General features: G+C 66.0%; 25 protein-coding genes and 1 tRNA gene. 12 read left to right on the top strand and 14 right to left on the bottom strand.

The features are described 5' to 3' along the window. Positions 1-7: 7 nt before the first annotated feature. Together AC5FRV_RS11510 and AC5FRV_RS11505 are read right to left on the bottom strand one after the other, a co-directional pair. The gene (locus tag AC5FRV_RS11510; RefSeq protein WP_493561235.1) at positions 8-382 is read right to left on the bottom strand and encodes a PIN domain-containing protein; all 375 of its coding nucleotides are present in this window, start codon (positions 380-382) and stop codon (positions 8-10) included. Then, entirely contained in the window at positions 383-613 is a 231-nt protein-coding gene (locus AC5FRV_RS11505) for an AbrB/MazE/SpoVT family DNA-binding domain-containing protein (RefSeq protein WP_493561234.1), read from the bottom strand. It abuts the gene before it with no gap. A 130-nt stretch (positions 614-743) separates the two neighbouring features. Here AC5FRV_RS11505 and AC5FRV_RS11500 point away from each other — a divergent pair, with 130 nt between their 5' ends. The 3 genes from AC5FRV_RS11500 (at position 744) to AC5FRV_RS11490 (ending at position 3,200) form a co-directional block, all read left to right on the top strand. Next, positions 744-1,616, top strand: a complete 873-nt coding sequence (locus AC5FRV_RS11500; RefSeq protein WP_493561233.1) for a universal stress protein — start codon at positions 744-746, stop codon at positions 1,614-1,616. A 231-nt stretch (positions 1,617-1,847) separates the two neighbouring features. Continuing rightward, positions 1,848-2,441, top strand: coding sequence for a DUF7978 family protein (locus tag AC5FRV_RS11495; RefSeq protein WP_493561232.1), 594 nt, complete (start codon positions 1,848-1,850; stop codon positions 2,439-2,441). 51 nt (positions 2,442-2,492) lie between these two features. After that, positions 2,493-3,200 carry a helix-turn-helix domain-containing protein gene (locus AC5FRV_RS11490; RefSeq protein WP_493561231.1) on the top strand — a complete coding sequence of 236 codons (708 nt, stop codon included), beginning with the start codon at positions 2,493-2,495 and terminating at the stop codon, positions 3,198-3,200. Positions 3,201-3,219: 19 nt separating this feature from the next. Here the strand turns inward: AC5FRV_RS11490 and AC5FRV_RS11485 are convergent, their stop codons facing one another. The 5 genes from AC5FRV_RS11485 to AC5FRV_RS11465 all read right to left on the bottom strand — a co-directional run bounded on the left by AC5FRV_RS11485 (position 3,220) and on the right by AC5FRV_RS11465 (position 11,354). Then, complete coding sequence (locus tag AC5FRV_RS11485) at positions 3,220-3,999, bottom strand: PHP domain-containing protein (RefSeq protein ID WP_493561230.1); 780 nt, start codon at positions 3,997-3,999, stop codon at positions 3,220-3,222. A 986-nt stretch (positions 4,000-4,985) separates the two neighbouring features. Beyond that, positions 4,986-6,323, bottom strand: coding sequence for a hydroxymethylglutaryl-CoA synthase (gene hmgB / locus AC5FRV_RS11480; RefSeq protein ID WP_493561229.1), 1,338 nt, complete (start codon positions 6,321-6,323; stop codon positions 4,986-4,988). Between the two features lie 74 nt (positions 6,324-6,397). Continuing rightward, positions 6,398-7,747 carry a PKD domain-containing protein gene (locus tag AC5FRV_RS11475; RefSeq protein WP_493561228.1) on the bottom strand — a complete coding sequence of 450 codons (1,350 nt, stop codon included), beginning with the start codon at positions 7,745-7,747 and terminating at the stop codon, positions 6,398-6,400. Between the two features lie 131 nt (positions 7,748-7,878). Beyond that, positions 7,879-9,927 (bottom strand): Ig-like domain-containing protein, encoded by a 2,049-nt coding sequence (locus AC5FRV_RS11470; RefSeq protein WP_493561227.1) that lies wholly within the window; start codon positions 9,925-9,927, stop codon positions 7,879-7,881. An 836-nt stretch (positions 9,928-10,763) separates the two neighbouring features. Continuing rightward, a complete protein-coding gene (locus tag AC5FRV_RS11465; RefSeq protein ID WP_493561226.1) occupies positions 10,764-11,354 on the bottom strand; it encodes a DUF2150 family protein in 591 nt (196 codons plus the stop codon). Between the two features lie 195 nt (positions 11,355-11,549). On the opposite strand from AC5FRV_RS11465, the gene trkA reads away from it, so the two are divergent. Continuing rightward, positions 11,550-12,887 carry a Trk system potassium transporter TrkA gene (gene trkA / locus AC5FRV_RS11460; protein WP_493561225.1) on the top strand — a complete coding sequence of 446 codons (1,338 nt, stop codon included), beginning with the start codon at positions 11,550-11,552 and terminating at the stop codon, positions 12,885-12,887. Between the two features lie 42 nt (positions 12,888-12,929). On the opposite strand, the gene AC5FRV_RS11455 is transcribed toward trkA, so the two are convergent. Both AC5FRV_RS11455 and AC5FRV_RS11450 read right to left on the bottom strand, forming a co-directional pair. After that, positions 12,930-14,591: a TrkH family potassium uptake protein gene (locus AC5FRV_RS11455; protein ID WP_493561224.1), complete on the bottom strand. Its 1,662-nt coding sequence runs from the start codon at positions 14,589-14,591 to the stop codon at positions 12,930-12,932. Position 14,592: 1 nt separating this feature from the next. Continuing rightward, positions 14,593-15,276 carry a potassium channel family protein gene (locus AC5FRV_RS11450; RefSeq protein WP_493561223.1) on the bottom strand — a complete coding sequence of 228 codons (684 nt, stop codon included), beginning with the start codon at positions 15,274-15,276 and terminating at the stop codon, positions 14,593-14,595. Between the two features lie 191 nt (positions 15,277-15,467). Here AC5FRV_RS11450 and AC5FRV_RS11445 point away from each other — a divergent pair, with 191 nt between their 5' ends. Next, complete coding sequence (locus AC5FRV_RS11445) at positions 15,468-16,325, top strand: universal stress protein (protein WP_493561222.1); 858 nt, start codon at positions 15,468-15,470, stop codon at positions 16,323-16,325. Positions 16,326-16,382: 57 nt separating this feature from the next. Here the strand turns inward: AC5FRV_RS11445 and AC5FRV_RS11440 are convergent, their stop codons facing one another. Then, positions 16,383-16,634: a DUF8151 family protein gene (locus AC5FRV_RS11440; RefSeq protein WP_493561221.1), complete on the bottom strand. Its 252-nt coding sequence runs from the start codon at positions 16,632-16,634 to the stop codon at positions 16,383-16,385. A 105-nt stretch (positions 16,635-16,739) separates the two neighbouring features. On the opposite strand from AC5FRV_RS11440, the gene AC5FRV_RS11435 reads away from it, so the two are divergent. From AC5FRV_RS11435 to AC5FRV_RS11410, 6 genes are all read left to right on the top strand, one after another. Continuing rightward, complete coding sequence (locus AC5FRV_RS11435) at positions 16,740-16,967, top strand: DUF7860 family protein (RefSeq protein WP_493561220.1); 228 nt, start codon at positions 16,740-16,742, stop codon at positions 16,965-16,967. Between the two features lie 264 nt (positions 16,968-17,231). Continuing rightward, the gene (locus AC5FRV_RS11430; protein WP_493561219.1) at positions 17,232-17,867 is read left to right on the top strand and encodes an adenylate kinase; all 636 of its coding nucleotides are present in this window, start codon (positions 17,232-17,234) and stop codon (positions 17,865-17,867) included. Positions 17,868-17,957: 90 nt separating this feature from the next. Then, entirely contained in the window at positions 17,958-18,863 is a 906-nt protein-coding gene (locus AC5FRV_RS11425; protein WP_493561218.1) for a DUF106 domain-containing protein, read from the top strand. 244 nt (positions 18,864-19,107) lie between these two features. Then, entirely contained in the window at positions 19,108-19,686 is a 579-nt protein-coding gene (cmk, locus tag AC5FRV_RS11420; protein ID WP_493561217.1) for a (d)CMP kinase, read from the top strand. A 30-nt stretch (positions 19,687-19,716) separates the two neighbouring features. Beyond that, a complete protein-coding gene (locus AC5FRV_RS11415) occupies positions 19,717-20,622 on the top strand; it encodes an RNA-guided pseudouridylation complex pseudouridine synthase subunit Cbf5 (RefSeq protein ID WP_493561216.1) in 906 nt (301 codons plus the stop codon). A 78-nt stretch (positions 20,623-20,700) separates the two neighbouring features. Next, positions 20,701-20,771, top strand: a tRNA-Pro gene (locus AC5FRV_RS11410). 123 nt (positions 20,772-20,894) lie between these two features. Here AC5FRV_RS11410 and AC5FRV_RS11405 read toward each other — a convergent pair. After that, positions 20,895-21,182, bottom strand: a complete 288-nt coding sequence (locus AC5FRV_RS11405) for a hypothetical protein (protein WP_493561215.1) — start codon at positions 21,180-21,182, stop codon at positions 20,895-20,897. 118 nt (positions 21,183-21,300) lie between these two features. Between AC5FRV_RS11405 and AC5FRV_RS11400 the strand changes: the two genes are divergently transcribed. Next, complete coding sequence (locus tag AC5FRV_RS11400) at positions 21,301-22,656, top strand: arylsulfotransferase family protein (protein WP_493561214.1); 1,356 nt, start codon at positions 21,301-21,303, stop codon at positions 22,654-22,656. A gap of 24 nt (positions 22,657-22,680) precedes the next feature. Here AC5FRV_RS11400 and AC5FRV_RS11395 read toward each other — a convergent pair whose 3' ends face one another. From AC5FRV_RS11395 to ilvD, 3 genes are all read right to left on the bottom strand, one after another. Further along, positions 22,681-22,926, bottom strand: coding sequence for a DUF7120 family protein (locus AC5FRV_RS11395; protein WP_493561213.1), 246 nt, complete (start codon positions 22,924-22,926; stop codon positions 22,681-22,683). 50 nt (positions 22,927-22,976) lie between these two features. After that, entirely contained in the window at positions 22,977-23,582 is a 606-nt protein-coding gene (locus AC5FRV_RS11390; protein ID WP_493561212.1) for a hypothetical protein, read from the bottom strand. 417 nt (positions 23,583-23,999) lie between these two features. Continuing rightward, positions 24,000-25,727 (bottom strand): dihydroxy-acid dehydratase, encoded by a 1,728-nt coding sequence (gene ilvD, locus AC5FRV_RS11385; protein ID WP_493561211.1) that lies wholly within the window; start codon positions 25,725-25,727, stop codon positions 24,000-24,002. Positions 25,728-25,747: the final 20 nt, after the last annotated feature.

Below are 25,747 nucleotides of genomic sequence, written 5' to 3'. Positions count from 1 at the left end.
CGGAGCGCTATTCTTCGTCTACGGTTCGGAGATCCAGGCGGGGAGCGAACGACTCGTACGACTCGTCGCTAGAGACGACCGTGTCACCGTCCGACTCGACCAGGTGGAGCGCGTCGAACGGTGTGAATCCGTGGTTCTCGACGTACGTCGCCGCGGCGACGACGGTGTCGACGTCACCGCGGATGTCGACGAGGTTGGCGGCGTTCGCCACGACCCGTTCCGTATTCCGTTCCTCTCGATAGGCGACCATCAGCAGTTCGATGAGGGAGAACTGGGACGTCCACAACTCGTCTCGATGTTCTCGGTACACTGTCTCGGCCGCATCTCCAAGCCAGTCTTCGTCCTTGATCAGCGCGAGCAGAAAGTCGGTCTCAGCGTACATCTATCGCCCGGCCTCGTCGAGGGCTGCTTCTCGTCCGTCTCTACGAAGTTCGTCTACCGACCTGTCGACGTCCGAAAACTCGTCTCTGAGCGCGTCGAGCGGGTCGTCGGCGATGGGAACTAATTTGATCCCGTCGGGAAGCTGAACGACGTGATACCGGTTACCGTATCGCTCGCGTACCTCCTTCGGAAGTGTGAGACGACCGCGGTCGTCCAGCGATGCATCAGACATATTCCGTAGTATGGTGGGCGAATGTAAAAACATTCCCCGAATGGGGAATAATACCCATCAGAACGAGGGCGGGTGAGGCCCCAGGCTGGTGCCCCCCGCGTTTTTCCCGGTCCGGGGAAAATACTCGGGCATGTACGACCGGATTCTGTTCCCGACCGACGGTAGCGACGCCGCGAACGCGGTGCGCGACTACGTGCTCGACCTCGCAGCGGCCGAGGACGCCACCCTGGAGGTTCTCTACGTCGCGAACTCGAACGAGAACAGCGTCACCCGGGTCGGTGGCGAAGTGGTCGACGCGCTGGAGCAACACGGCGAGGAGGTCGTGGCCGACGTCGAGGACCGGGCAGCCGACCGCGGCGTGGACGTCCGCTCCACGGTCGAACAGGGGGACCCCTCCGGGACGATACTGGCGTACGCGGACCACCGCGACGTCGACCTGATCGTGATGTCGACCCACGGCCGGCGAGGGCTGGACCGGATGCTCCTCGGGAGCGTCACCGAACGCGTCGCCCGGAAGGCGGGGCGGCCGGTGCTCACCGTCAGGCCCGACGACGACGTCCCCCGGCGGTACCCACCGGAGTCGGTGCTCGTGCCGACGGACGGCAGCGCCGTCTCGAAGCGGGCCGTCGACGAAGGGGCCGCACTCGCGGCCGAGCGGGACGCCACGCTCCACCTGCTCACGGTGATCGATCCCTCGGTGTTCGGTGGCGACGACTACGCGGTGATGCCGACCGACGTCTTCGAAGAACGGGCGGAGTCGATCCTGGACCGAGCGGTCGCGCGAGCGGAAGACGCCGGCGCCACGGACGTCGTCCGGGCGACGGAGTTCGGGAATCCACGGCGGACGATCGGTCGGTACGCTGGCGAGGAGGCGGTCGACCTCGTCGTCATGGGGACCCACGGGCGAAGCGGCGTCGACCGGTTCCTCATGGGAAGCGTCACCGAGGGCACCGTGCGGACTGCGCCGGTGCCGGTGCTGACCGTCCGGGGCACGGACGACTGACGCGGCGCGGCCGACAGACCATGTCGAGTGAGTCCGGCGTCCCGGAACCGTCTCGTAGTGTCGGTTGTACCGATTTTCAGCGGGGACACGCCACCGAAGGTGAACTGGGGCTGAACGAACTGGTGATCGGGGAACGCTGGAGACGAATGACGACCGACACTGTCGGTCTTTCTGTTCACGCGGCAGGTTCCCCCAAAACATATACCGACACCACGCGCCGTTCGACCCGATATGCCCACAAGTGAATCGCGAACCGGACTGCTCGGCGGCATCGGCGGTGGCGTCGCCGCGTTCGGACTCGGCTACCTCCTCACGTACGCGCTGACCATCTCCACGGTCCGCGACTCCTCCATCGCGCAACTCGCCGAGGCGTTCGGCGACGGCGGCGCGGCCTGGAAGATGGTCGGCTGGGTGTTCTTCAACGCCCACGGCGCCACGACGACGCTGAACGTCAACGTCCCCATCTTCGGCGGCACGTCGGCCGTGAACTTCATCGCCGAGTCCGAGGCCTTCTCGACCGTCCTGTACGGGATTCCACCGGCGCTGCTCCTGATCGCCGGACTGGCCGCCGCGCGGATGGCCGGCGCCACCGAACTCGGCGACGCGCTCCGCATCGGGCCGGCGGTCCTCGCGGGCTACCTCCCGCTCGCGCTGATCGGTGCTGTCCTCTTTACCATCAGCGTCGAAGGGTCGACGGGTGAGCCCACGCTCGTGACCGCGATCGGTCTGGCCGGCGTCGTCTACCCCGCCGTCTTCGGAACTATCGGCGCGGCCGTCGGAACGGTCCTCGCATCGGGAGAGAGTCGACGCGAAGCGGCGGCGTGACCGACGTTCGATACCCTTTTTGCCGCGTCGGATAACTACACCAGTAGTTCAATGACGCGCGGCCCTCGCGAGGAACTCGCAGAGAAGATGGCTGGCGAGGTGGCTCTCTCGAACGACCCCGGCGAGACCATCCGCAAGTGGCGCACCGACTTCGAGGTGTCCCAGACCGAACTGGCGAGCAACCTCGACGTCTCCCCCTCGGTCGTCTCCGACTACGAGAGCGGGCGCCGGGACAACCCCGGCATCGGCGTCGTCCGCCGGGTCGTCGACGCCCTGCTCGACATCGACGAGGACCGCGGCGGCGAGTTCATCCACCAGCACGCCCGCGTGCTCTCCTCGGGGTTCGACTCCGAAGTCGTCCAGGACCTGCGGGAGTACTCGGCGAACATCCCCCTCGAACGCTACTACGACGCCATCGGTGCGACCGAACTGGTCGCCGGCGACAGGGACACCGTCGCGGGCCACACGGTCATCAACTCCATCGAGGTCATCACGCGCCTCTCTTCCGACGAGTTCTACCAGCTCTACGGCCAGTCGACCAACCGGGCGCTCGTGTTCACCAACGTCACCCGCGGGGAATCGCCACTCGTCGCCCTCCGGGTCGTGACGCCGACGCCCAACGCCGTCGTCCTCCACGGCCTCGACGAGGAAGACCTGTGGGACCACGCCGTCGACCTCGCCCGCATCGAGGGGTTCTCGCTCGCCATCGCCGACGGCGACATCGACGACATGCTCTCCGGGATGCGGGAGTTGCCCTGAGACCAGTCGCGAGTCGTCTCTAGCTGTCCAGTCCGGCCGGTTCGACCGGGTCGAGGTCCCGTTCCACGACGAAGTCGGCCAGGAACTCCGCCCGTGATCCGATCTCGTCGGGGTAGTGCGAGTCCGTCCCCAGCGTCACGCCCACGTCGTACTCCCGGAACGCGTCGAGGAGCCCCTCACTCGGATGGACCAGGTCCAGATCCGTCAGTGCCCGCCCGGCGTTGATCTCCGGCACGGTCCGCGACTCGGCGAAGGCCTCGGCGACCCTGTCGTACTGGGCCTCGGTGGCTCGTCCGCGCAGCGGTCCAGTCCGCTCGATCAGGTCCGGGTGGGCGGCGACGTCGAACAGTTCCGACTCGACGAGCGAGACCAGCCGGTCGAAGTACTCGTCCACGAGCGCGTCCAGCGCGTCGTCGGACCGGTCGGCGAAGTACGACGGCACCTGGACGTTGACGCCGTCGAGTTCGTGGACGCTCCCGACGGCGTAGTCGAAGCCGGCCTCGTCGAGGAACGACCCGATGGCGCCCTCGTCCCGTGGGTCGTAGTCCATCTCGACCGAGTCGTAGACGACCAGGTCGAACTCGTCGCAGAGCCGCTCGATCCCCCGCCGCCGGCGTTCGTAGGTCATGTCCAGGTTGAACGCGTACTCGGCCCGCTCGCCCCGGCGGTCCTCGCGCTCGGTGACGGTGCAGTGGTCGGCGAAGCCCACGCCGTCCAGCCCCGCCTCGTCGGCGGCCCTGGCCATCTGGAAGAGGAACCGCCCGTCCGAGTAGTTCGAGTGGACGTGATAGTCTCTCACGGTCAGACAGGAGGACGCGGTGGGTAAAGTGGATTTCGTCGACAGGACGGGCAGATATCTGGCCGGTCACTCGTCGTTCTGGTCGCTGTCGTTGGTCATGCTCTGGTCGATTGGGTTGGTGACTGTATGAGTGGTCGACTAGTCTTTGCGGGGACTCGTTTGACCCGCTCGAAGAATCGGAGTAGTCGATCTCGACAACACGTCGAAAGCCCCGGCGCGCTCTCAAGAGCCGGAACCGGAACTGACGACGACAGTTAGAAAGCCCTCGGCGCGCTCTCGGGAGTCGCAAACGAGACCGCCAGCAATAGCTCGAAAGCCCTCGGCGCGCTCGACTCGCGCGGCTCGTTGCGCGCCTCCCTCCGGTCGGTGCTTACGTCGCCGTGCTTCGTCGAGCCCGCCTCGCCCTTTCAGTCCACCAGGGTCCGCGCTGCTCGCGCACGGAGCCGCTCGCGATTGGAACCACCACACCTCCCCGGATTCGCGCCTCGCTCACGGCTGGCGCCGTTCGCGTTGAGGTGGCGCTACGCGCCACCCTCCCGGCGCGAATCACGCGTCCTTCCGCAACCGCGCGGCGGTCGGCCGGGAGCGAGTAGCCGAGCGACGGGCGGGCCGAGTGCAGCGAGGGCCGCCGGACGGGCGAGCGGGAGCGAAGCGACACGCGAGCCGCGAGGCTCTCGCGACCAGGGGAAGGGCAGGGCTGCGGTGCTGTGCCGTGCCTGGAGGACTGAAAGGGCGAGGCGGGGTCCGGGAGCCCCGGACCGATAAGCGCCCGCGAGAGCTTCGCTCTCGCGTAGTCCTCAGCTCCGCTGAGGGCACCGGAGCGCAGCGAGGAGCGCAGGTGGGCCGCGGGACCGGAGCACGCCGAGGGCTTTCGAGGTGTTGCTGTCGGTATTCGTTTCACTAGTTCAAACGAGAATCACCCACTCACTACACACGCACAATCCACCACTCAAAAGCCCGCAGAGACGTCCTAACCGAGAGTTCCGTTATCGAACGTACCGGTACTTCCGCTCGCCCATGCGGCCCCAGCCGTCGAAGACGAACTCTTCGCTGGGGGTGGTGAGTTCCTCGACGTCGGTCTCGGAGTCGTGGTTGTGGGCGTCGTGGATCCGCTCGTACTCCTCGAAGGTGATCTCGTAGCGGTCGGCGAGCTGTTCCTCGACGTTGAGCTCGGCTATCTCGTCCTCCCAGCCCGGGACGACGGTCTCGTGGTGGATCTCTGCCTGGGCACCGGAGCCGTAGGAGGCGAGCAGCAGTTTGGCGTCGTCGAGGTCGCGGTCGTTCCGGCTGGCGTGGCGGAGGCCGGCGGCGCGGGCGACGTGGACCGAGCCGGTGTACCAGTTGCCGACCTCGCGGGCGATCTCCAGGGTCGGCTCGATGGTCTCGGCGTACCAGGCCTGGTAGCGCTCGGTCTCGGTGAGCGCGTCGGTGTACTCGGTGACGGCGTCGAAGTACTGCTCCTGGGTCTTGAACTCCTCCGGGCGGGGCTGGCGGCCGATCTCCTCGGCAACGGTCAATTCGACGTCGGTGTCGCGGATGATGTGCCGGTAGCCCAGCGCAGCGGCCTTGCGGACCATGCCGGGGAACGGCGTGTGGAAGGGGATGAGTTCGAAGTCCTCGGGGTGGACGCCGCCGACCTGGCTCTCGTAGTCTTCGAGGGCCTCACGCAGGCGAGCGAGGTACACCTTCATCGAGCGCTTGCCGTCGACGGAGGGGAACTGCTGGTTGGGCTTGAGGAAGTCCGTCTCGTCGGCGCTGCCGAAGCCCTGCTCGGTCGAGAGCTCGACCAGGCTGGGATCCTCGTCGACGAGCATCGCCACGGCACCGGCGCCCTGGGTCGCCTCGCCGGGGTCGTCGCGGGCGTACAGCGCCGTGTCGGTGGCGATGACGATAGCCTTCTTCCCGCGGTGGCGGCCCGCGCGGATCCAGTTGTAGGCGTCGTCGAGGCTCTGGGTGCCGGCGATGCAGGCGAATTTCCGCTCGCCCTTGTTCGCGTGGTGGAAGTCCTCGTCGTACACCGATTCGAGGCACCCGGCGACGTAGGTGGAGACCGGCTTGGAGTTGTCGAAGGCCGACTCCGTGGCGACGTCGATGCGGCCGATGTCGTCGGGCGTCAGCCCCTTGCGCTCCATGAGCCGGTGGGCGGCATTGGCCCCCATCGTCACGATGTCCTCGTAGACGTCGGGGAACGACGACGCGTTGAGACCCAGGCCCTTCGTGTACTTGCCCGGGTCCTCGTCCTGTGCCGGGGCGAACGTTTCCGCGAGGTCGAGTCGCAGGTTGCCCGTCCAGATTTCGATGGCGTCGATACCGACTGCTGTCATACCAGGCCACTCACCGCGGCGCTATAAGTTACTGTCGACTGGGATTTCGACGGGTGTCGAATCCGGGAGCGTCGTCAGCACGATTCGTACGCCGACTCGGGTGGGTCGTCCCCGTCGGCGGTGTCCGTGACGGTGCGACAGGCACGGTTCCCGGCAGCGTCGGTGGCAGCGATCGTAATCGTGTGATCACGGCCTGAGGCCTGGTACGCACGAACGTTCTCGTACGTTTCGTCACCTGATGGGCCGGTATAGGACCCCTGAACCGTCCCGGAGCGATTGACCCACACCGTCGTCTCGACCAGTCGGTCGTCGGTCACGGTCCACTGGACCCGGAACGATTCGACGTACTCCCAGTAGATCCAATAGAAGCCCCCCTCACTCTGGTCCGAGACGTCGAACGTCTCGATGCTCGGTGCTGTGGCGTCGACGGTAAGCGAACTCGTCGTCGCCGAGTCCGTGTTCCCAGCCCCATCCGTCGCGGTAACGGCGACGCCCTGGTCGCCTTCCGTCGGTGAGTCGCCGACCACGAACGACCCATCGTAGGTGCCGTCGTCGTCACCGTCGCTCAGCGCCACCGTTCCCGCGTCGAACGCACCTGCGTCGGCCGTGACCGAGTCGACGCCCGGACCGGCCTCGGCGACGTCGGCCGTAACGGACACCTCGTCGCCAGGAGCGACGAGTTCGTCGCCGTCGGCGGCGGTGAGCGCGACGTCGCCGAGTTCGACCGCGGCACCGACGGACACCGTTCTGGTCACGCTGTCGGTCGCTCCTTCGGCGTCGACGACGGTCAGCGTGACCGTGTAGTCGTCTCTCCCCGGGAACGCGTGAGTCACCCTGGGATCTGTCGTGGTCTCGTCGACGGTGCCGTCGGCGTCCCAGTCCCACCGGTACTCGACGATGCCCTCGTCGTCGACGGACGCGCTCGCGTCGAAGACGGCAGAGGCGTCGGATTCCGGCGCCCCTGGCGCGACCGAGAGGCTGGCGAACGGCGCTCGATTCGCCGACCCTCGCGGTACGATCGCGTGCTCGCGTACCAGGACCGCGTTCGCAGAGTCATCGACGAGGAGTACGACGACGTCGGTCCGTTCGGCGAGTCCGTGGCTCCGTTGCCACACCTCCGCTGGTTCGAATCGGTCGTCGCCGTTTCCGTCTACGGCGCCGGGCGCGACGGCGTACCGATTGGAGGAGCCACCGCCTCGAACGGCCACTATCAGGTCGGCCATCGCCACGGTGTCGCCACCTGCGTGCGTGACGACGACGTCCGTCGGCGTGAGTTCCACGTCGGCGTCGACGAGGGGGGAAGCCGTCTCTGAAACTCCCGAACTGCCGATATAGAGGACGCTCCCGGCACCGACGGAGATGACGACGACTGCAGTCAGGAGGAGGATACCGACGGTGCTCGACTGGGCGCGGGCTGGCTGCATTGTCGACGACTCTTCGAGTAGTCGATCAGTTTCCCTCATCACGTTACCGGCGCTGCTACCAGGTCTGAGAACGAGAAGCCACGACGAACAGTCTCCACGCTGTGAGGGAGCGGTCGACCGGTGTCTCTGTCTCAGGCTGCAACATCATACGTCGCGGCGCTGCCGTCCTGGAAGTGAAACGTCACTGTGACCGTCTCTCCGCTCATCGATCGCGCGTTTCCACCGTTGTTCCGGAACTGATAGATGTCGACGGTCGCGGTGGATCCGGCGTCGATGGTTGGCTCGTCAGTCATCGACGCGCGGGTCCCGATGGCGAGTGAGTTGCCCGGATCGTTGCCGTATGGCGTCCCATCGGCGTCGTATGCACCGGGGGTATCAGCATCCACGTATACCTCGTGCTGGCCGCGTTGGAAGGTACCGCCGTTCCCTTCAGCGATCTGATTGGCAGATCCGTCGCTCGTGGAGTTGACGGTGACGGCGGTCACGGTAGCCGACGCGGTGCCACCGTTTTCGATATCGAAGGTCACGCCACCCGACCAGAACGTGCCCCCGCTGCTGGACACCAGGCTCACCTGACTCGCGCTGTCACCGCCGCCGCCACCGCCGCCATCAGTGTAGTTCTCCACCGTGATTTCGACGACGGCGCTGCCCTCGCTGGTCGAGGCCAGGACGTCGACGGTGCCGTCTGCCTGTGCTGTGAGTGTCGTCGTTGCGGCGCCCTCACTATCAGTCGAACCCTCACCAGGCGAGACGGTGCCGACCGACGAGTCGGAGACGGCGTAGTCGACGTCGACGCCCTCGTAAGTCGGGTCGATCACCGACTCCAGCGCCAGCGTGTCGTCGTCGCTGGCACCGACGTCCCAGGTGCAGGCGGACTGAGAACAGTCCGAGAGGGAAGCGCCGCCGTTGCCGTCCGTGTCCTGTGGGTTCGTCCACGAGACGTCGTAAGCGCCGGCGCCACCACCACCGCCACCGGCGCCCTGGACCCTGACGTCGACGGTGACGTTCTTCGGCCGCTCTCCGTCGAACGGGCGGGCGTCGAGGGCCGCGCTGGCGTTCGTGGTCGCGTTGATCTGGTGGGTGTCGGCGCTCGTACTCCCGGTGGTCTCGTATGTGAACGTCGCGTGGCCGTCCGCGTCGGTGTAGACCGTGTTCTGGACGAGTGAGCCCGTGTTAACGCCGCCGACGCTGGCGTTGACCGACACGCCGGCGACGGGGTTGTTGTAGGCGTCGCGGACCTCGACGGTGACGTCTCGAGACTGCCCTTTCGTCACCGGTTCGACTGGGCCGCCCTCGCGAGTCAGGTACGCGGGCGGTTCGCTCCTCACGCGCGTGCCGACGCCGACTTTGGTGAGCTGGAGCCGGTAGGTGACGCCGGGGTCAAGCGTGATTCTGACGGTCCGGAACTCGCCGGGAGCGTCCGAGGGCGGTTCAGTCACGTCGCGGACGTGCGCCTCACCGTCGAGAAGGGTCTGCCAGCGCGAGGCCGGCAATCGCGAGGTGAGATTGACCGTCACCGGCGAGTCGTCGTTCGGCGCCTCGACGAGAACGGTCTCCTCGGAGCTACTGACAGGCCGGACGTCGACGCTGGTCGTTCCGGTCGAGGTCCGTTCGAGCGAGCCGTTGACGGCCACGAGCGAGATGGTCCGTCCGTCGACGACGGTCTGGCCCGCCGTGACGATGGTCCCCGAACGGAACTCGTTGTAGAGGACGGAGTGTTCGTAGACGGACAGCGGCGCGCCGTCGTAGACGTTGTACGAGGGGTCGTAACTGACGACGCCGGTGTCGTAGCTGCGCAGCGACCCGTCCCACACGTCGCCTGTCTCACCGGTCGCCGTCGCGTTGCGGATGGAGAAAGCGACCCGCCCATCGCCGGTGCCCTCCGTCCGCAGCGACCCGCTGGGCGGGCCCGGATTCTGTGCCAGCGCGCGACTCGGATACGTGGTGCCGAGCGTCACCGACGTCGCCGTCGTGCTCCCGCCGCCGGGCATCGAGACGATGGCGTTGCGCAGGTCCTGCAGTTCCCCCTGGACCTGCTGGTTGTGACTGAACTCGACGGCCTGGTTCTGCTGTGGGACGACGAAGGCCTGGTACGACGAGAAGGCGATGATGAGCGTCGCGAACAACAAGACGGCGCCTATCTGCACCGACTGGCCACGCTCGTCGTCCCGGAATCGCATCGCTGAGAGGTTTTTCGAAGGCGGATAAAAGTCTCCCTCCCCGACTACAGCTTTTGATAGTGGCTCGCAACTGCCGTCGAGCGGTCAGCCGTTCTGCGGGCTCGTTCTGGTAGTCCGTGTGACCATCCAGTGATTTGTCTTCGGTGGTTGATACAGTGTGTTTAGAGCGCGATTTTGGGTGTGCGAGTTGACGACGCGACCGTGAATGACAACACCTCGAAAGCCCTCGGCGCGCTCGACTCGCGCGGCTCGCTGTCGTTCGAGAGAGCGGAGCTCTCTCGTGATGACGAAAGGCGCGCAGCGCCTTTCGAACCACGCTCCTCGCTCCGCTGCGGTGCTAGCGTCGCCGTGCTACGTCGACCGCGCCTCGCCCTTTCAGTCCACCAGGGACAGCCGTCGCTCGCGCCATGAAGACGCTCGCGGTTGACTCCACCACTCCTCCCCGGATTCGGCGCGTCCGCGCCGAATCACGCTTCCTCCCGCGACCGCACAGCGGTCGGCCGGGAGCGAGTGGCCGAGCGAAAGCGAGGCCCTCGCGACTAGGGGAAGGGCAGGGCTGCGGTGCCTGGAGGACTGAAAGGGCGAGGTGGGCTCCGGGAACCCGGGCGACGTAAGCACGCGAGGAACGAGCGCGCGCAGCGAGCCCCGGGACCGGAGCCCGCCGAGGGCTTTCTGGTTGTTAGCGATCTCCTTTCTTTCAGCACTATCCCACCAAAACACCCGTTCACTTCACACAGCTACTCAGCAGTCGAATCGACACGGATCACACCGAACGACGCGCACATGAAGAACACTTCCCAGCCACTCACGTTACCCTCGAAAAACCGCGTCTCGGCTCAGTCCTCGGCGTCTTCGTCTTCTTCGACGAGTTCCGGGTCGCTCATGGCGGTCTGGAGGCTGTCGAGGCCGTTCACCCACTCGGAGACCAGTCCGTACTCCAGTTCGCCGATCGATTCCATGTCGAGTTCGGCGCCGTCGATGACGAGCGTGCCGGCCTGGACGCAGTAGCCCAGCGCGGCGTCGAGGTCCTCCTCGGCCTCGGCGTCGGCCGCGGCCTGGACGTACTCGACGACGGTCCCCTCGGCGGCGGGACCTTCGACGACGAACTCCTCGGCGGCGTAGAAGACGCAGACCAGCGAGGTCTGGACGCCGTCGATGAGCATCACCTTCTCCTCGTCGTCGATGTCGACCTCGTCCAGAACGATCTCGCGCACGCCCTCGACCTCCTCGAGCGCGGTCTCCTCGTCGACGACGTCGTCCTCGAAGTCGGTGATGATCTTCGCGATCGCGATCGCGGCGTCGTCCTGTAAATTCAGCAATAGGCGCGCCGAGTCCTCGTTTTCCGGATCCACCTCCTCCTCCTCGATTCGGTCTATCCAGTTTTGCCACCGTTCCTCTGTGTAATACTCCCCCGGCGGAGTGCTCATATCTCCCCGTACACAGCGCCGGGGATAGTACTTTCGACCCCCGATATCTCGTTATCGATTGACACACTGGAGCGGTCGGATCCCAGCAGGCGAGGTGTTCACCCGTTCGAAACGCCGACGGGCTGGCCTCCGAAGCCATACGCTTTACCGGCCTCGACCTGTATCTCCAGTAACTAATCACTCCGGAGACCAGCAATGCACATCATCATCGTCGGCGCCGGCCAGGTCGGATCGAACATCGCGGCCAGTCTCGCTGCCGAACACGACGTCGTCGTCGTCGACAGGAACGGGCCGGTCGTCGACGACCTCACGTACTCGATCGACGTCCTCGCGATAGAGGGCGACGGCGCCTCGCTCGCGACGCTTCGAGAGGCCGGGATCGACGAAGCAGACATGCTGATCGCTTCTACCGACGACGACGAGACGAACCTCGTCATCTGTTCGACGGCCAGGTCGGTCGACGACGATGTGTTCACGATCGCTCGCGTACGCAACGTCGACTTTCTCGAAACGTGGACACACTCGAACGACGCCTTCGGCGTCGACTACATGGTGTCTACGGACCTGCTGGCTGCGGAGGACGTCGTCCGCGTCATCGGTCTCCCGGCCGCCCTCGACGTCGATCCGTTCGCGGGCGGGGCGGTCCAGATGGCAGAGTTCGGCATCGGCGAAGGGAGCCCCGTCGCCGAAAAGACGGTCGCAGAGGCCGACGAGTGGGAAGCGCTCACGTTTGCCGCGTTGATCCGTGACGGCGAGGTGATCGTTCCGGACGGAGAGACCGTTATTCAGGTCGACGACAGGGCCATCGTCATCGGTCGACCCGACAGCGTACACTCGTTCGCGGAGAGCGTCGCGCCCGCGGAAACGCCCGACCCGGACGACGTCGTCATCATCGGTGGCAGTGCCATCGGCTACCAGACGGCCAAGATCCTCGAAGAACGAGGACTTCGGCCTCGGCTCATCGAGCACGATGAGACACGAGCGTGGGAGTTGGCCGAAGCCCTGCCGAAGACGACCGTCATCAAGCACGACGCAACCGATGCGGAGTTCCTGACCGCCGAACACGTTGACCGAGCCGACGTCGCGGTCGCCGCCCTCGACAGCGACGAGAAGAACCTGCTCGTCTCGCTGCTGGCGAAGACGCTCGGTGTCGACCGGTCCATCGCCATCGTCGAGAACGGCGACTACACCGACCTGTTCGAGCGAGTCGGCGTCGACGTCGCCATCAACCCGCGCGATACCACCGCCGAGGAGATAATCCGCCACACGCAGGCCGGCCAGATCGAGAACCTCTCGCTCATCGAGGGGCGGCAGGCGGAAGTTCTCGAGTTCGAGGTCGACGAGGAGAGCATTCTGGCAGGTCGACCGATCCAGGACTCCGCCAGGGACCTCCCGGACGGCGTCGTCATCGGCGCGATCACTCGCGGCGGTGATTACGTCATCCCACGTGGGGAGACGGTCATCGTCCCGGGAGACCACGTGGTGTTGTTCGTCGCAGAGGGCCTCGTCGCCGAGGTCGCCGAGAAGGTGTAAACCGTCGATACCCGGGACGGCTTCCGCCGACTACGGATCTCGTCAGGGTCGGAGCCCGTAGATCAGCGACCGGGCGAACACCAGCACCGGGATGATCTCCAGTCGGCCGATCCACATGTTGAAGAGGAACATCGTCTCGGCCAGCGGCGGCATCGTCGGGCCGGTGATACCTGAAGAGAGCCCGACGTTGCCCTGGGCGCTGGCGACCTCGAACAGGACGTCGGTGTAGTCGTAGGACGGGCCGACGAGGTTCACGAGGACGACAGTGGAGGTCAGGAGGATGAGCAGCCAGAGCATGCTCACGATGGCGGCCTCGCTGAACTCCTGTGTCATCTGATCGCGGTTCAGGCGCTTGTCGCCGATGGTGGCGGTGACGACCGCCGAGGCGGGGAGGAACACGCGCGAGAACTCCCACTGGATGCCACGGGAGATGAGGTAGCCGCGGATGATCTTGATGCCGCCGACCGTCGACCCGGCCGCGCCGCCCAGCGTCATCGTCCCGGAGAGGATGACCTTGGCGCCGGGACCCCAGTCGCCGATGGGCGCGGACTGGAAGCCCGTACAGCTGAGCGCGCTGACGAACTGGAAGGTGGAGTCCCGGATCGCGTCGACCTCCGTCGGGGCGAGCGCGAGCACCGGGACGCCGACCCAGTCGGCCTGGAAGGCGTCGGTCATCACGGTCAGGTTCTGAAGCGACAGGACGACGATACCGCCCCCGAGCAGGAGGAACAGCCAGCGCGTCTGGACGTCGTCCCAGAGCTGGCTGTAGTCTCGGTCGTATAGGAGCACGTAGTGGATGGGGAACGCGATGGCACCGGCGGTCATTATCGGGAGGAGGACGAACTCTATCAGCGGGGAGTTGTACGTCCCGATGGAGTTGTCCGTCACGCTGAACCCGCCCGTCGTCAGCCCCGTCATCGCGTGGTTGACGGCCTGCCAGCCCGCCTCCCAGAGGGGGAGCTGTGACCCATAGTCGCTCATTCGGATCGCGCCGAACAGCAGGACGATCGAGACGAACGTGTAGATGAGGAGGATGCGCCAGACCGTGCGAACCGTCGAGATGATGCTCGGGTGGATCTTCTCCTCGCGGGCCTCGCTCCGGTAGAGTGCGTAACTCCCGCTGCCGGGACGGGCGAGGATGGAGACGGTAAGGACGATGACACCGACGCCCCCCACGTACTGGATGAACGAGCGCCACCACTGGATGGCACGCGGGAGCGACGGTTCGTGGGAAGCCATCGTCAGGCCGCTCCCGGTCCACCCGGACATCGACTCGAACATCGCATGCAGCGGGTTCCGGAAGTACACGAGGCTCGACTGCGAGGAGACCCCGAGAACTGAAGCGGCGTCCCAGGTCGCTCCGGCGGGGACGAACGAGGCGTATAGCTCCGCGGGGACGAGGTGTGCCGAGAAGAAGAATGGGAGCGCGCCGAAGAACGCTGTGGTGAACCAGCCGGCCGCGGCGATGATCATCCCGTGTTTCATCTTCGGCGGTCGGGCGTCGGCCAGTTCCCAGCGGAGGAATCCGCCGATGCCGCCTGTGAACCCGGCAGCGAGGACGAATCCGAGGGCCACGTAGAACTCCCGGAATGCGACGGCGATGACCGCGGTGATGGCCATCATCACCGCCTGCATCGCCAGGAGCGCGCCGACGTCCCTGGCGATTGTCGCGACGTCCTGACTCCCGACTCGGAACCGTGCCATGCTACGCGTGGTCCTCGTAATGACCGAAGAGATCGGTGACGTCCGGCGTCGCTCCGTCGGCCGAGTACACCGTCAGCAAGTCCTCGGCGTGGATTTCGGTGTTCCCGCGCGGGGTGATCGGGTCGCCTGCCCCGTTCCGCTCGATAGCGACGACGAGGACTCCCTGGTCGAGCAAATCATCGTCGGCCGCCTCCTGCAGCGTCATCCCCGCGATCGGCGCGCCTTCGTCGACGGTTATCTCGAAAACCTCTGCCGTGTCGCCCACGCGCATGTAATCGACGATAGCAGGTCGCTTGACTCCACGGTAGAGGTACTCCGCGATGAGCGCCTGGGGGTTCTCGATGGTGTTTACCCCAATCTGGCGGTAGAGATTCATGTGTTCGGTGTCGTGGACCACGGAGACGATCGCGGGAATCTCCAGTTCCTGTGCCAGCAGACAGACCATGATGTTCGTCGCGTCCTTGTCCGTCGTCGCGATGATGGCGTCGGCGCGGTCGGCGCCGGCCTCCTCCAGCGTCTCCTTTCGCGTCGCGTCCTCGTTCATCACCAGGCAGTCGAAGTTCATCGCCGCGCGGTCGGCGCGGGCCTCGTCCCGCTCGATGGCGACGACCTCGTCCCCGCCCTTCGTCGCGATGTCGATGAGCGGCGTGCCGATGTCGCCGGCCCCGACGATGATGAGATACATTTGAGGTGTGCTTTTCCGCCCTCCCAAGAAAGTGTACCGTTCTCGTCTGTGCCGCAGTAACGCGCTGTAACCCACGGTTTTCGCGGAAAGGGATTCACGTGATGGGCACGGCGTCGCCGGCCCCCAGGGGAGAGAATTAGACTGCTCCGAGGGGGAACGATTTATGCAACGGCAGTCTGTATTTCGCGCAGATGAGCATCAACTCGGAAGAAAAGCCATGGCCGCAGACCCTCGCACACGACGACCTGGACTGGCCAACCAGCGACCAGCGTGTGCTCGTGCCGTTTCACGAGGCCGTGAACCTCCCCGAAACCAGCGAACTCGGGGCGAGTATCGCCTTCGGGTCGGCGGGGGAACTCTACCTCCTGCACGCGGTCGATTCCGACGAGAGCGACGGCAGCGACGCCGCTCGCGAACTGGCGAGCGTAGACCTGTCGGTCCAGGAAACGTTCGGCGTTCCCGTGACGACCACGGTTCGAGAGTTCTCCCCAGGCGTTCTCCAGTCCACCATCGACGCCCACTCCATCACGACTACCGTCGTCGACGAAGACGAGGAGTCACTCTCCTCGAAGGGGGGCGGCCCGAAGAACTGTCACACACTCGTCGGAACGGGAATGGACGCGTTCGACGCGCCGTCGAGCGTCCTCGTCCCCGTAGCGAGCGGGCCCCACTCGGGACTCGCGACGAAGATAGCCCATTCCATCGCCCGGGCGTACGACTGCTGGCTCGAACTGTTCCACGTGATCCCGGAAGGCCCCTCTGCGGAGATCCAGGCCGATGCAAACGACCTCCTCGAAGCGTACGAGTACCGACTCGACGACGACGTCGAGGTGGACCACCACGTCCACGAGGCCGACGATCCGGCCGAGGCGATCATCGAGCACTCCGAGTACCACAGCGTGACGGTGATGGGTGCGCCGCAGAAGGGTAAGCTCAGACGGTTCATGTTCGGTTCCACGACGGACGACGTCACGGAGAACGTCGGCCGCGGCCCGGTTCTCACGGCCCGTCGGAAAGGGGCCGGATCTGGGCTGTCCAGATGGTTCTAAACGGAACGGTGTCGAAGTCGGTCCGTTTCGAAAACACGTGGTTCCTCCTGCGAGAGCCTACAGGTTCGCGCCGACAACGCCTGTCAATCGAACCAGCAGCCGCTGGTACCCGATCATGTAGACACCGGCGTACAGCGCCACGGCGCCGACGCCGACGAGCCAGAGGGAGACGGGCTCGAAGCCGGACGCGAGCGCGGCGAAGCCGGCCCGCTCGGCGAGGACACCGAGGGTACTCAGGAGCACCATCGCGACCAGTTCGACCGCGACCGTGAACAGTTCGACGAGCGATTCGGGTGAGAGTTCGGGCATACCTTCCGTTGGATACCGGACGGTAATGACAGTTCCGCCCCGTCGCCGCTCGACGACGGCGACGGTCGAACAAACTTATAACAGATCGGGAATCTTCTCGAACTAATGGGACGATACGGTAACATCGACTATCCGACAGTCACCAAACGAGCCTTTCTCATCGGCGTCTCGCTGTTCCTGATCGGCGCCATCGGCGAAGTCGTCGGCCAGACGTACTTCGCGCCGCTACCGGCCTGGGAACAGACGCTACTTGTCGGCGCCGAGGGCGTCGGCGTCCTCGTCGCGCTTGTGGCGCCTATCGTGTTCGGTGTTGTGTTGCCGCTAACGGAGTGAGGCTGGGGCCGACCGAAGGGAGGGCCCAGCTAATGGTGAACGGCGAGCGGAGCGAGCCGTGAGCAGGCCGGCGCCGAACGAAGTGAGGGGCCGATGTTTCAGCGAGCGGGAGCGAACGGAGTGAGCGACACGCGAGCAGGCTGCCGCCGACCGCAGGGAGGGGCCAGCTAATGGCGAACGGTGAGCGTAGCGAGGGCGCAGCATCCTCGCCAGCGACGTGGCAATTTGAACAACCCTTTTACGAACCCACCTGAACCCTCAGCTATGGCATCGCCACGAATCCTCATTCTGGGCCCGCCGGGCGCCGGCAAGGGAACCCAGTCGAGCAACATCGCCGAGGAGTACGACGTCGAGCACGTGACGACGGGGGACGCCCTGCGGTCGAACAAGGGGATGGACATCTCCGACATGGACACCGAGTACGACACGCCGGGCGAGTACATGGACGCCGGCGACCTGGTCCCCGACGAGGTCGTCAACGCCATCGTCGACGAGGCGCTCTCGCAGGCCGACGGTTTCGTCCTCGACGGCTACCCGCGGAACCTGGAGCAGGCCGAAGAGCTGGAGGGAATGACCGACCTCGACGTGGTCCTCTCGCTGGACGTCGACCGCGAGGTGCTCGTGGACCGGCTCACCGGTCGCCGGGTCGACCCGGAGACGGGCGAGAACTACCACGTCGAGTTCAACATGCCCGAGGACGAGGAGGTCCGGGAGCGACTGGAGCAGCGCGACGACGACAACGAGGAGTCCGTCCAGAACAGACTGGACGTGTTCGAGGAGAACACGGCGCCGGTCATCGACCACTACGCGGACCACGACGGATTCGTCGCCATCGACGGCGAACAGACGCCGGACGACGTCTGGGCGGACATCCAGGCCGCCATCGACGAGGGCGTCTAAGCGCGCACCGACCGAGAACGTCGCCCCGATCTGACCTCGTCCGCGGACTAAAACGTTGATAAAGGACCGTCGCTGAATACTCTAACAACAATGGCACGCACCGCGCAGAAGGTGGACTCGCTCGCCGCCGAGGGCGACAGTATGACCGACGCCCTCGCGGCGGTCCTCGACGTCGCCGAGGAGAACGGAACGGTGACCTGGGGCGACGTCAGCGACGACCTCACGAGCGGCCAGTGGGGACGCCTCATCGAGAAAGGACTCCTCGTCGACGCCGACGGCGAGGGATTCGTCCTCGAAGACCCGGACGGCGTCCGCGACGCCCTCGAAGAGAGCGACCCGTCGGCCATCGGCGACGACGGCGACGACGCCGAGGTCGAGTGGACCCAGTGGGACAAGATCGCCGCCGTCGGCGCCATCGCGATGTTCGCCGGCTACTCGGTCCAGAGCGTCCGCGGCGTCGTCGGGTCGACCATCGACATCTTCCTCGGGCCGCTCGAAGCGGCGCTGCCCTTCTACGTCGTCGTCCTCATCCTCGCCGTCCTGACGGGGCTGTACTCGACCATCCTGCAGGACAAGCTGATGGACTCCGAAGTGATGGGCCAGTACCAGGAGCGGATGTCCGACCTCCAGGAGCGGCGCAAGGACGCCAAGGAGCGCGGCGACGACGCCGAGCTCGAACGCATCCAGGAGGAGCAGATGGAGGCGATGGGCGACCAGCTCGGCATGTTCAAGGCACAGTTCCGCCCGATGGTGTGGATCATGCTGCTGACCATCCCCGCCTTCCTCTGGATGTACTGGATGATCCGCGACGGCCACCTCGAGACGGCGAGAGAGACTGTCATGGTCCTGCCGCTGTACGGGGAAGTCACGGACTGGCAGGAGGGTGTCATCGGCCCGCTCCAGGCGTGGATCCTCTGGTACTTCCTGTGCTCGCTGGGCTTCACCCAGCTCATGCGAAAGGCGCTCAACGTCCAGACCACGCCGACCGGATCCTGAAGCGCTCGGCGGTCGCAGTTCTCGTTTTCGCGGTTCGTGGCCCTCGTTCGTCGCACGTGGACGGTACCGTCCGTAATTCCGCCGGCCGGCTCACGGCTCGCTTCGCTCCCCGTTCGCTCGTCCGTCCGCCCTTCACTCCGTTCAGGCCGGACCTGCTCGCGGGTCGCTTCGCTCCCCGCTCGCTCGTTCGTCGGCGCCGACCGGAACAGACAACCTCTTTAGCAGGGCACCCCCGAATCGGTATATGTTGATAACCGTCTCCGGACCGGCCGGCGTCGGCAAGAGCACCCTCGCGGAGGGGCTCGCCGACGCGCTCGGCTACGACCACGTCAGCGGGGGTGACATCTTCCGGGAACTCGCGGACGAACGAGGCGTCTCGCTCGTCGAGTTCAATCGCCTCGCGGAGGAGGACGAACAGATCGACCTGGACCTCGACCGGCGGCTCCGCCAGATCGCCGAAGAACGCGAGGACCTCGTGGTCGAATCCCGTCTCGCCGGGTGGATGGCCGGCGACCACGCCGACCTGAAGCTGTGGCTCGACGCACCGCTTTCCGTTCGCGCCGCCCGCATCGCCGACCGCGAGGACAAGTCCGTCGACGAGGCCAGAGAGGAGACGCAGGCCCGCGCCGGCAGCGAAGCGCTGCGCTACGAGGAGTACTACGGCATCGACATCGACGACCTGGCCATCTACGACCTCACCGTCAACACCTCCCGCTGGAGCATCGACGGGGTACTGGACCTGGTCCGGGGCGCCGTCGAGGCCTACGACCCCGAGTCCGACGAGGGGAAGGCGCCCGTCGAGGGCGTCGAGTACGAGTTCTGAACCGCCGACACTCTCACGAGACACCTTTCCATGACCACGCGCGGCCCGCCCGAAGACCGAACGCCCGCCGACCTCCTCACGTTCGGCGTCGTCAACCTCGACAAGCCGCCGGGACCCTCGGCCCACCAGGTCGCCGGCTGGGTCCGCGACATGCTCGACGATGCGCTGGAGGGAACGGACCACGCCGTCGGCCGCGTCGCCCACGGCGGCACCCTCGATCCCAAGGTGACGGGCTGTCTCCCGATCCTGCTCGGCGACGCCGCCCGCGCCGCGCAGGTGTTCGACGACGCCGTCAAGGAGTACGTCACCATCCTCGAACTCCACGACCGCGCGCCCGCCGACTTCGACGACGTCCTCGCGGAGTTCGAAGGGCCCGTCTACCAGAAACCGCCGCGCAAGAGCGCGGTGTCGCGCCGACTGCGCGCACGCGAGATTTACGACCTCGACGTACTGGAGAAACAGGGCGATCGACGGGTGTTGCTCCGCGTCCGCTGTGAGTCGGGGACCTACATCCGAAAGCTCTGCCACGACGTCGGCCTGGCGCTTGGCACCGGCGCGAACATGGGCGAGTTGCGTCGCACCGCGACCGGCCCGTTCGACGACACCTCGCTGGTGACGCTGCAGGACCTGGCCGATGGCGTCGGGTTCTGGAAGGAGGACGACGACGTCGACGCGCTACGGGAGGTCATTTCGCCGGCCGAGCGAGCCTTCGAGCCGTTCCTCCAGGTGACCATCGCGCCCTCCGCCGCTGCCGAGGTCGCCGAAGGCGCCCAGGTGTACGCCCCCGGCGTCATCGACGTTCCGGAGGGCGTCGAACGCGGCGCGTTCGTCGTCTGCTACACGCCCGACGGGTCCGCGGTCTGCCTGGGGAATCTCGTCGGCGACTGGGAAGCGGAGTCCGGTGTGGCAGTGGAACTGGAGCGCGTGCTGGTCTGAAGAGGGAGTGATCCCGGCCGATTCTACCCGACGGAAAGCGACACCCTTAATTCGTGGACTGCCATCTTCCCTATTGCCGGGACCGTGGGGTAGTGGTATCCTATGCGGATGGGGTCCGTATGACCTGAGTTCGACTCTCAGCGGTCCCACTTCAATTTCTGTTGGATGCATATTCCTGGCAGTCTGAGGCTTCTGCGTCCAAATTCAGTGAAAGCTGTGAGTGGTCTAAACCCGTCGGTTTACGTTCGGGATAGTGCGCGTGAGCCAGCCCGCTACCGAGCAGCACGCCAGCAGCGCCGGAGTCCGAACGCGAACACGAGAGCGCCGAAGATCCAGAAGGAGAGCATCGCAGTCGGTGGAATCACGCCCGAGCATCCCCCCGCGGCTCCACCGAGCGTGAATCGACACGCCTCGCGAGCGAGCGCGAGCAACAGGAAGAGCAGGCCCGCGAACGTGGCGGCGGCACCGAGCAGGAGCTGATTCGCGTCGCGACGCCGCGATTCCAGCGCATCCCAGCTGTCGCGGACCGCCTCGCGTTCCCAGGTCGCACCGCGCTCCATACCAGAATGTACGTCATTCATTGACAAACGCGTTTCGAACGCACCGAGAGACCGTGACGGGTACCCGTCACGCCGATACGGTTATTGATACCGATGTGCAAGTGTAAACTCGCTTACCGTGAACCGACGGTCCCTCCTTCGACTCGGATTCGCGTTCCTCGTCGTCGCCGCCGTCGCGACGGTCGGGAACGGCATGCTTTCCGCCGACGCGACGGCGTCCGACCCCGCGGCGGCCTTCGAGGAGGGCGAGCGGGCCGTCGACCCGCCCGGGGAGACGACGGTGATCACCACCAGCCAGCACGGGAACAACTTCCTCGTCGCGTTCGCACCGGACGGCACCGTCGCCTACTACGACGACGAGTACGCCTTCTACAACGAGGTCGAGCGGGTGCCTGGCACGAACTCCGTCGTCTACGTGGCGACGGAGCAGCTCAATCGCGAGCAGTGCGCCGCGACGGAGCCGTGCAACCGGAACGTGATCGAGCGGGTGAACCTCACGACCGGCGAACGCGAGTTGCTCCACGAGCGGACGAACCCCCGGGACCGGAACCAGTGGCACGCCATCGCGCTGCTGGACGACGAGGGCCGGCACGTCGCCGTCGGCGACATCGCGTTCGACCGGGTGTTCGTCGTCGACACGGAAACCGACGTCATCGAGTGGGAGTGGGAGGCACAGACCGACTACAATCTATCCAGCGGCGGCGTCTACCCGGGCGACTGGACGCACCTCAACGACGTCGAGGCCCTGCCAGACGGCCGGCTGATGGTCAGTCTTCGCAACCACGACCAGGTCGTCTTCCTCGACCGCGAAGACGGCCTGCAGGAGAACTGGACGCTCGGGGCCGACGACGACCACTCCGTCCTGCACGAACAGCACAACCCCGACTACATCCCGGCGTCGGGCGGTGGCCCGGCCGTGCTCGTCGCGGACTCGGAGAACAACCGGATCGTCGAGTACGAGCGGACCGACGGGGGCGACTGGGAGCAGACCTGGGAGTGGTCCGACCTGGACCTCCGGTGGCCCCGCGACGCCGACCGCCTGCCCAACGGCCACACGATGGTCGTCGACTCTAACGGCGGTCGCGTCTTCGAACTCGACACCGAGGGTGAGATCGTCTGGCAGGTCGAGATGAAGGGCGCCTACGACGTCGAGCGCTTCGGCGTCCCTGCTGACCGCGACGGTATCGAGACGGCGAGGGAACTCGGTCTCCCTGGCGAGTCGGCCCAGGACACCTCGGCTCGGGAGTCGGTCCCCGAACCGCGCGACGTCCCGGCGGGGTCGATCGGCGCGCTGGAGGGGGTCGTCCCGAGCATCCTTCTCAACGGATTGCTGTACGTGCTGCCGCCCTGGTTCGGGATCCGGGAACTGGTGGCGACGGGTGTCCTCGCGGCCGCAGGAGTGGTCTGGGTCGGCGCCGAACTGCGGTGGCGGGGCTTCCGCCTCCGGTCCCCGATCGAGGGACGACAGGAGTAGGGATTCGCGGAGAGAGAAACGCAGTCAGAACCCGTAGTCGTCGTCGGGTTCGTCCTGGCGGGCGGCGGGGTCCTGTTGCTCGTTGACGCGCTGGTCGAACAGGTTCTCGCCGGGGTCCTCGCCGGGTTCCTCGGCGGGCCCGTACGCCGAGATACCCATCTTCAGAAGCTCTTCGTAGGCCTGCTCGCGGTTGAGGAACTCGCCCTGCTCGACGAGTCGGGAGATGTCGCTGTCGATGCGGTCCGGCAGGTCGACTTCGGTCTTGGGCATACGTTCGGGTCGGTGAGTCTCCTATGTCAACGTTGTGCTCTGCCCATCAGTCACCGATTCGCCCGGAACGGCGCGCTCGGTCGACGTACGTCCTTCTCCAGGGGGCTCAGCATGCTGCGCACGGTGAAAAACTGGACGCCGTCTTCCGCGGTGTAGATCCCCATCACCTCGACGACGGGACTCGTCCGCCCCCACGTCATCGTATCGACGCGGCTGAGTTCGCTCTCGTCCTTCGAGGGGTGGCTGTGGACCGTCCCGATCAGCCGCGGGTTCTCGCCGGCGAGCGCCTGGTCCGCGGTTTCACCCACGCAGGTGAACTCTATTCGGTCGGCGCTCTTGGAGAGGGGTTCCGCGTGGACCACGTCGTCGACACGGACGTGGGTCTCGTTGACCGAGCCGTAGAGACACCAGCCCACCTCGTGGTCGGGGTCGTACTCGCGTGCGAACGCGGCCTCGTCGTCGCCGTCGATGACGACCGTCCGGTCGTCGGCGTCGTAGCCCATCTCGCGAAGCGACAGGCCGACACTTCCGAAGTACCAGACGAACACCAGCTGCGTGGCCAGGAGCGCCACGCCCAGGACGACGACGACGCGCGTCAGCGTCCGTTTGGTGTAGCGAGTCTCGATCCAGTCGTACCACCGATTCAGCGGCCTCACCTGCGGACCACCTCCCTGGTAACTGAAACGGGCAGATCGATGGCCCGTGCGGAGATGTCAGCGTGTCGTCTCCACGTTCGAGGCATCTACACACCGTCTCTACCAGTTTTACAAAACTGTACCGTCCACGTCAGGCCATCACAGTGCACACTGGAGATCAGATACGTACCAGGTACACGCTTCTGGCTAGCGTGGTGGGGAGGCGAGGGTTCGGCAGGTGCTACTGTCGCGCCTGAACACGAACCTCGAGAGGGAGCTTCTCCTCGATTTTCGTCCTTCGAGAAATCTTCGACTTCTCTCACTTCCGGTAGACTCACTACGTTCGTCTACCGGCTTTCGTACCGCCTTGCGGCGGTACTCAATCCCGAAAATCTCGCTTCGCTCGATTTTCGACCCTCGCAGAGACTCCGTCTCCGCTCAGTCCCACTTCGCGCCGGGATTCGTCACCGCGCCGTTCGACGCCGAACCGAAGTCGCGGTGGTACTTCGCCAGCACGCCGCTCTCGTAGTTCGGTTCGGGGTCGTGGTCCTCGAGGCGGTCCTCGATTTCCTCGTCGGTGAGGTCCACCGAGAGTTCCAGTTCGTCGATGTCGATAGTGATCACGTCGCCGTCTTCGAGCGCGGCGATGGGGCCGCCGGCGAAGGCCTCGGGGGCGACGTGGCCGATCGAGAACCCGCGGGTCGCGCCGGAGAAGCGGCCGTCCGTGACCAGCGCGACGTCTTCGGCGTGGCCCTGGCCCGCCGCGGCGGAGGTGACGCCGAGCATCTCGCGCATCCCGGGCCCACCCTGGGGCCCCTCGTTGCGGATGACGATGACGTCGCCGGCCTCGACGCCTTCTTCCTGGACGTACTGCATGGCGTTCTCCTCGCGTTCGAACACGCGGACGGGCCCCTCGTGGTAGAGGTGGTCGTGGCCGGTGATCTTGATGACCGCGCCGTCGGGCGCGAGGTTGCCCGAGAGGATGCGGATGGCCCCCTGCTCGTTCTTGGGCTCGTCGATCGTGTAGAGGAAGTCCGCGTCGAGGTCCGCGATGGCCGGCGGATCGGCCGCTTCGAGTTCCTCGGCGATGGTGTTGCCCGTGACGGTGAGCGCGTCGCCGTGGAGCAGACCCGCGTCGTGGAGCTCTTTGAGGACGACGGGGACGCCGCCGACCTCGTGGAGGTCGTTCATCACGCGCGTGCCGCCGGGCTGGAGGTCCGCGATCTTCGGCGTCCGCTTGCTGATCTCGTTGAACTCCTCGATGTCGAGGTCGATACCGGCCTCGGCGGCGAGGGCCAGCAGGTGGAGCACGGCGTTGGTCGACCCGCCGATGGCCACCTGCAGCGCGATGGCGTTCTCGAAGGACTCCTTCGAGAGGAAGTCGGAGGGGCGGCGGCGCTCGGAGACGACCTCGACGGCGAGGCGTCCGGCGCGGTCGGCCTCCTCGTAGCGTTCCTCGTGCTCGGCCGGTGGCGAGGCCGCACCGAGCGGCGAGAAGCCCAGCGCCTCCGCGATGGAGGACATCGTGTTGGCGGTGAACATCCCGCCACAGGAGCCGGCGCCGGGGCAGGCGTTGCGCTCCATCTCGTCGAGTTCGTCTTCGGTCATCTCGCCAGTGGCGACCGAGCCGACGCCCTCGAAGACGTTCTGGACGGTGATCTCGCGTCCGTCGTGCTCGCCGGGCATGATCGACCCGCCGTAGAGGAAGACGCTCGGAAGGTCCGTCCGGACCGACGCCATCATCATCCCGGGCATGTTCTTGTCACAGCCACCGATCGTGACGAGGCCGTCCATGCGCTCGCCGAAGGAGACGAGTTCGACGGAGTCGGCGATGATCTCCCTGGATATCAGGGAGGCCTTCATCCCCTCGGTTCCCATGGAGATGGCGTCGGAGATGGTGATGGTCCCGAACTCGATGGGCATCCCGCCCGCGTCGTCGATGCCGTCGTAGGCAGAGGCCGCCAGGTCGTCGAGGTGGACGTTACACGGCGTGATGTCCGCCGCCGGGTTGGCCACGCCGACCATCGGCGAAGACAGGTCCTCGTCGTCGTACCCCATCGCGCGGAACATCGCCCGGTGGGGCGCCCGCTCTGTCCCTTCGGTGACCTCTGAACTCGGGAAGTCCTCGTCCTTCTCGGGACGCTGTTTGCGTTCCTGCTGACTCATGTCCGAAACTGTGTGACGCC

Source organism: Halomicrobium sp. HArcel3 (assembly GCF_058933135.1).
Note: the sequence above shows the minus strand (reverse complement) of the source record. Positions and strands in the feature narration are given on the sequence as shown.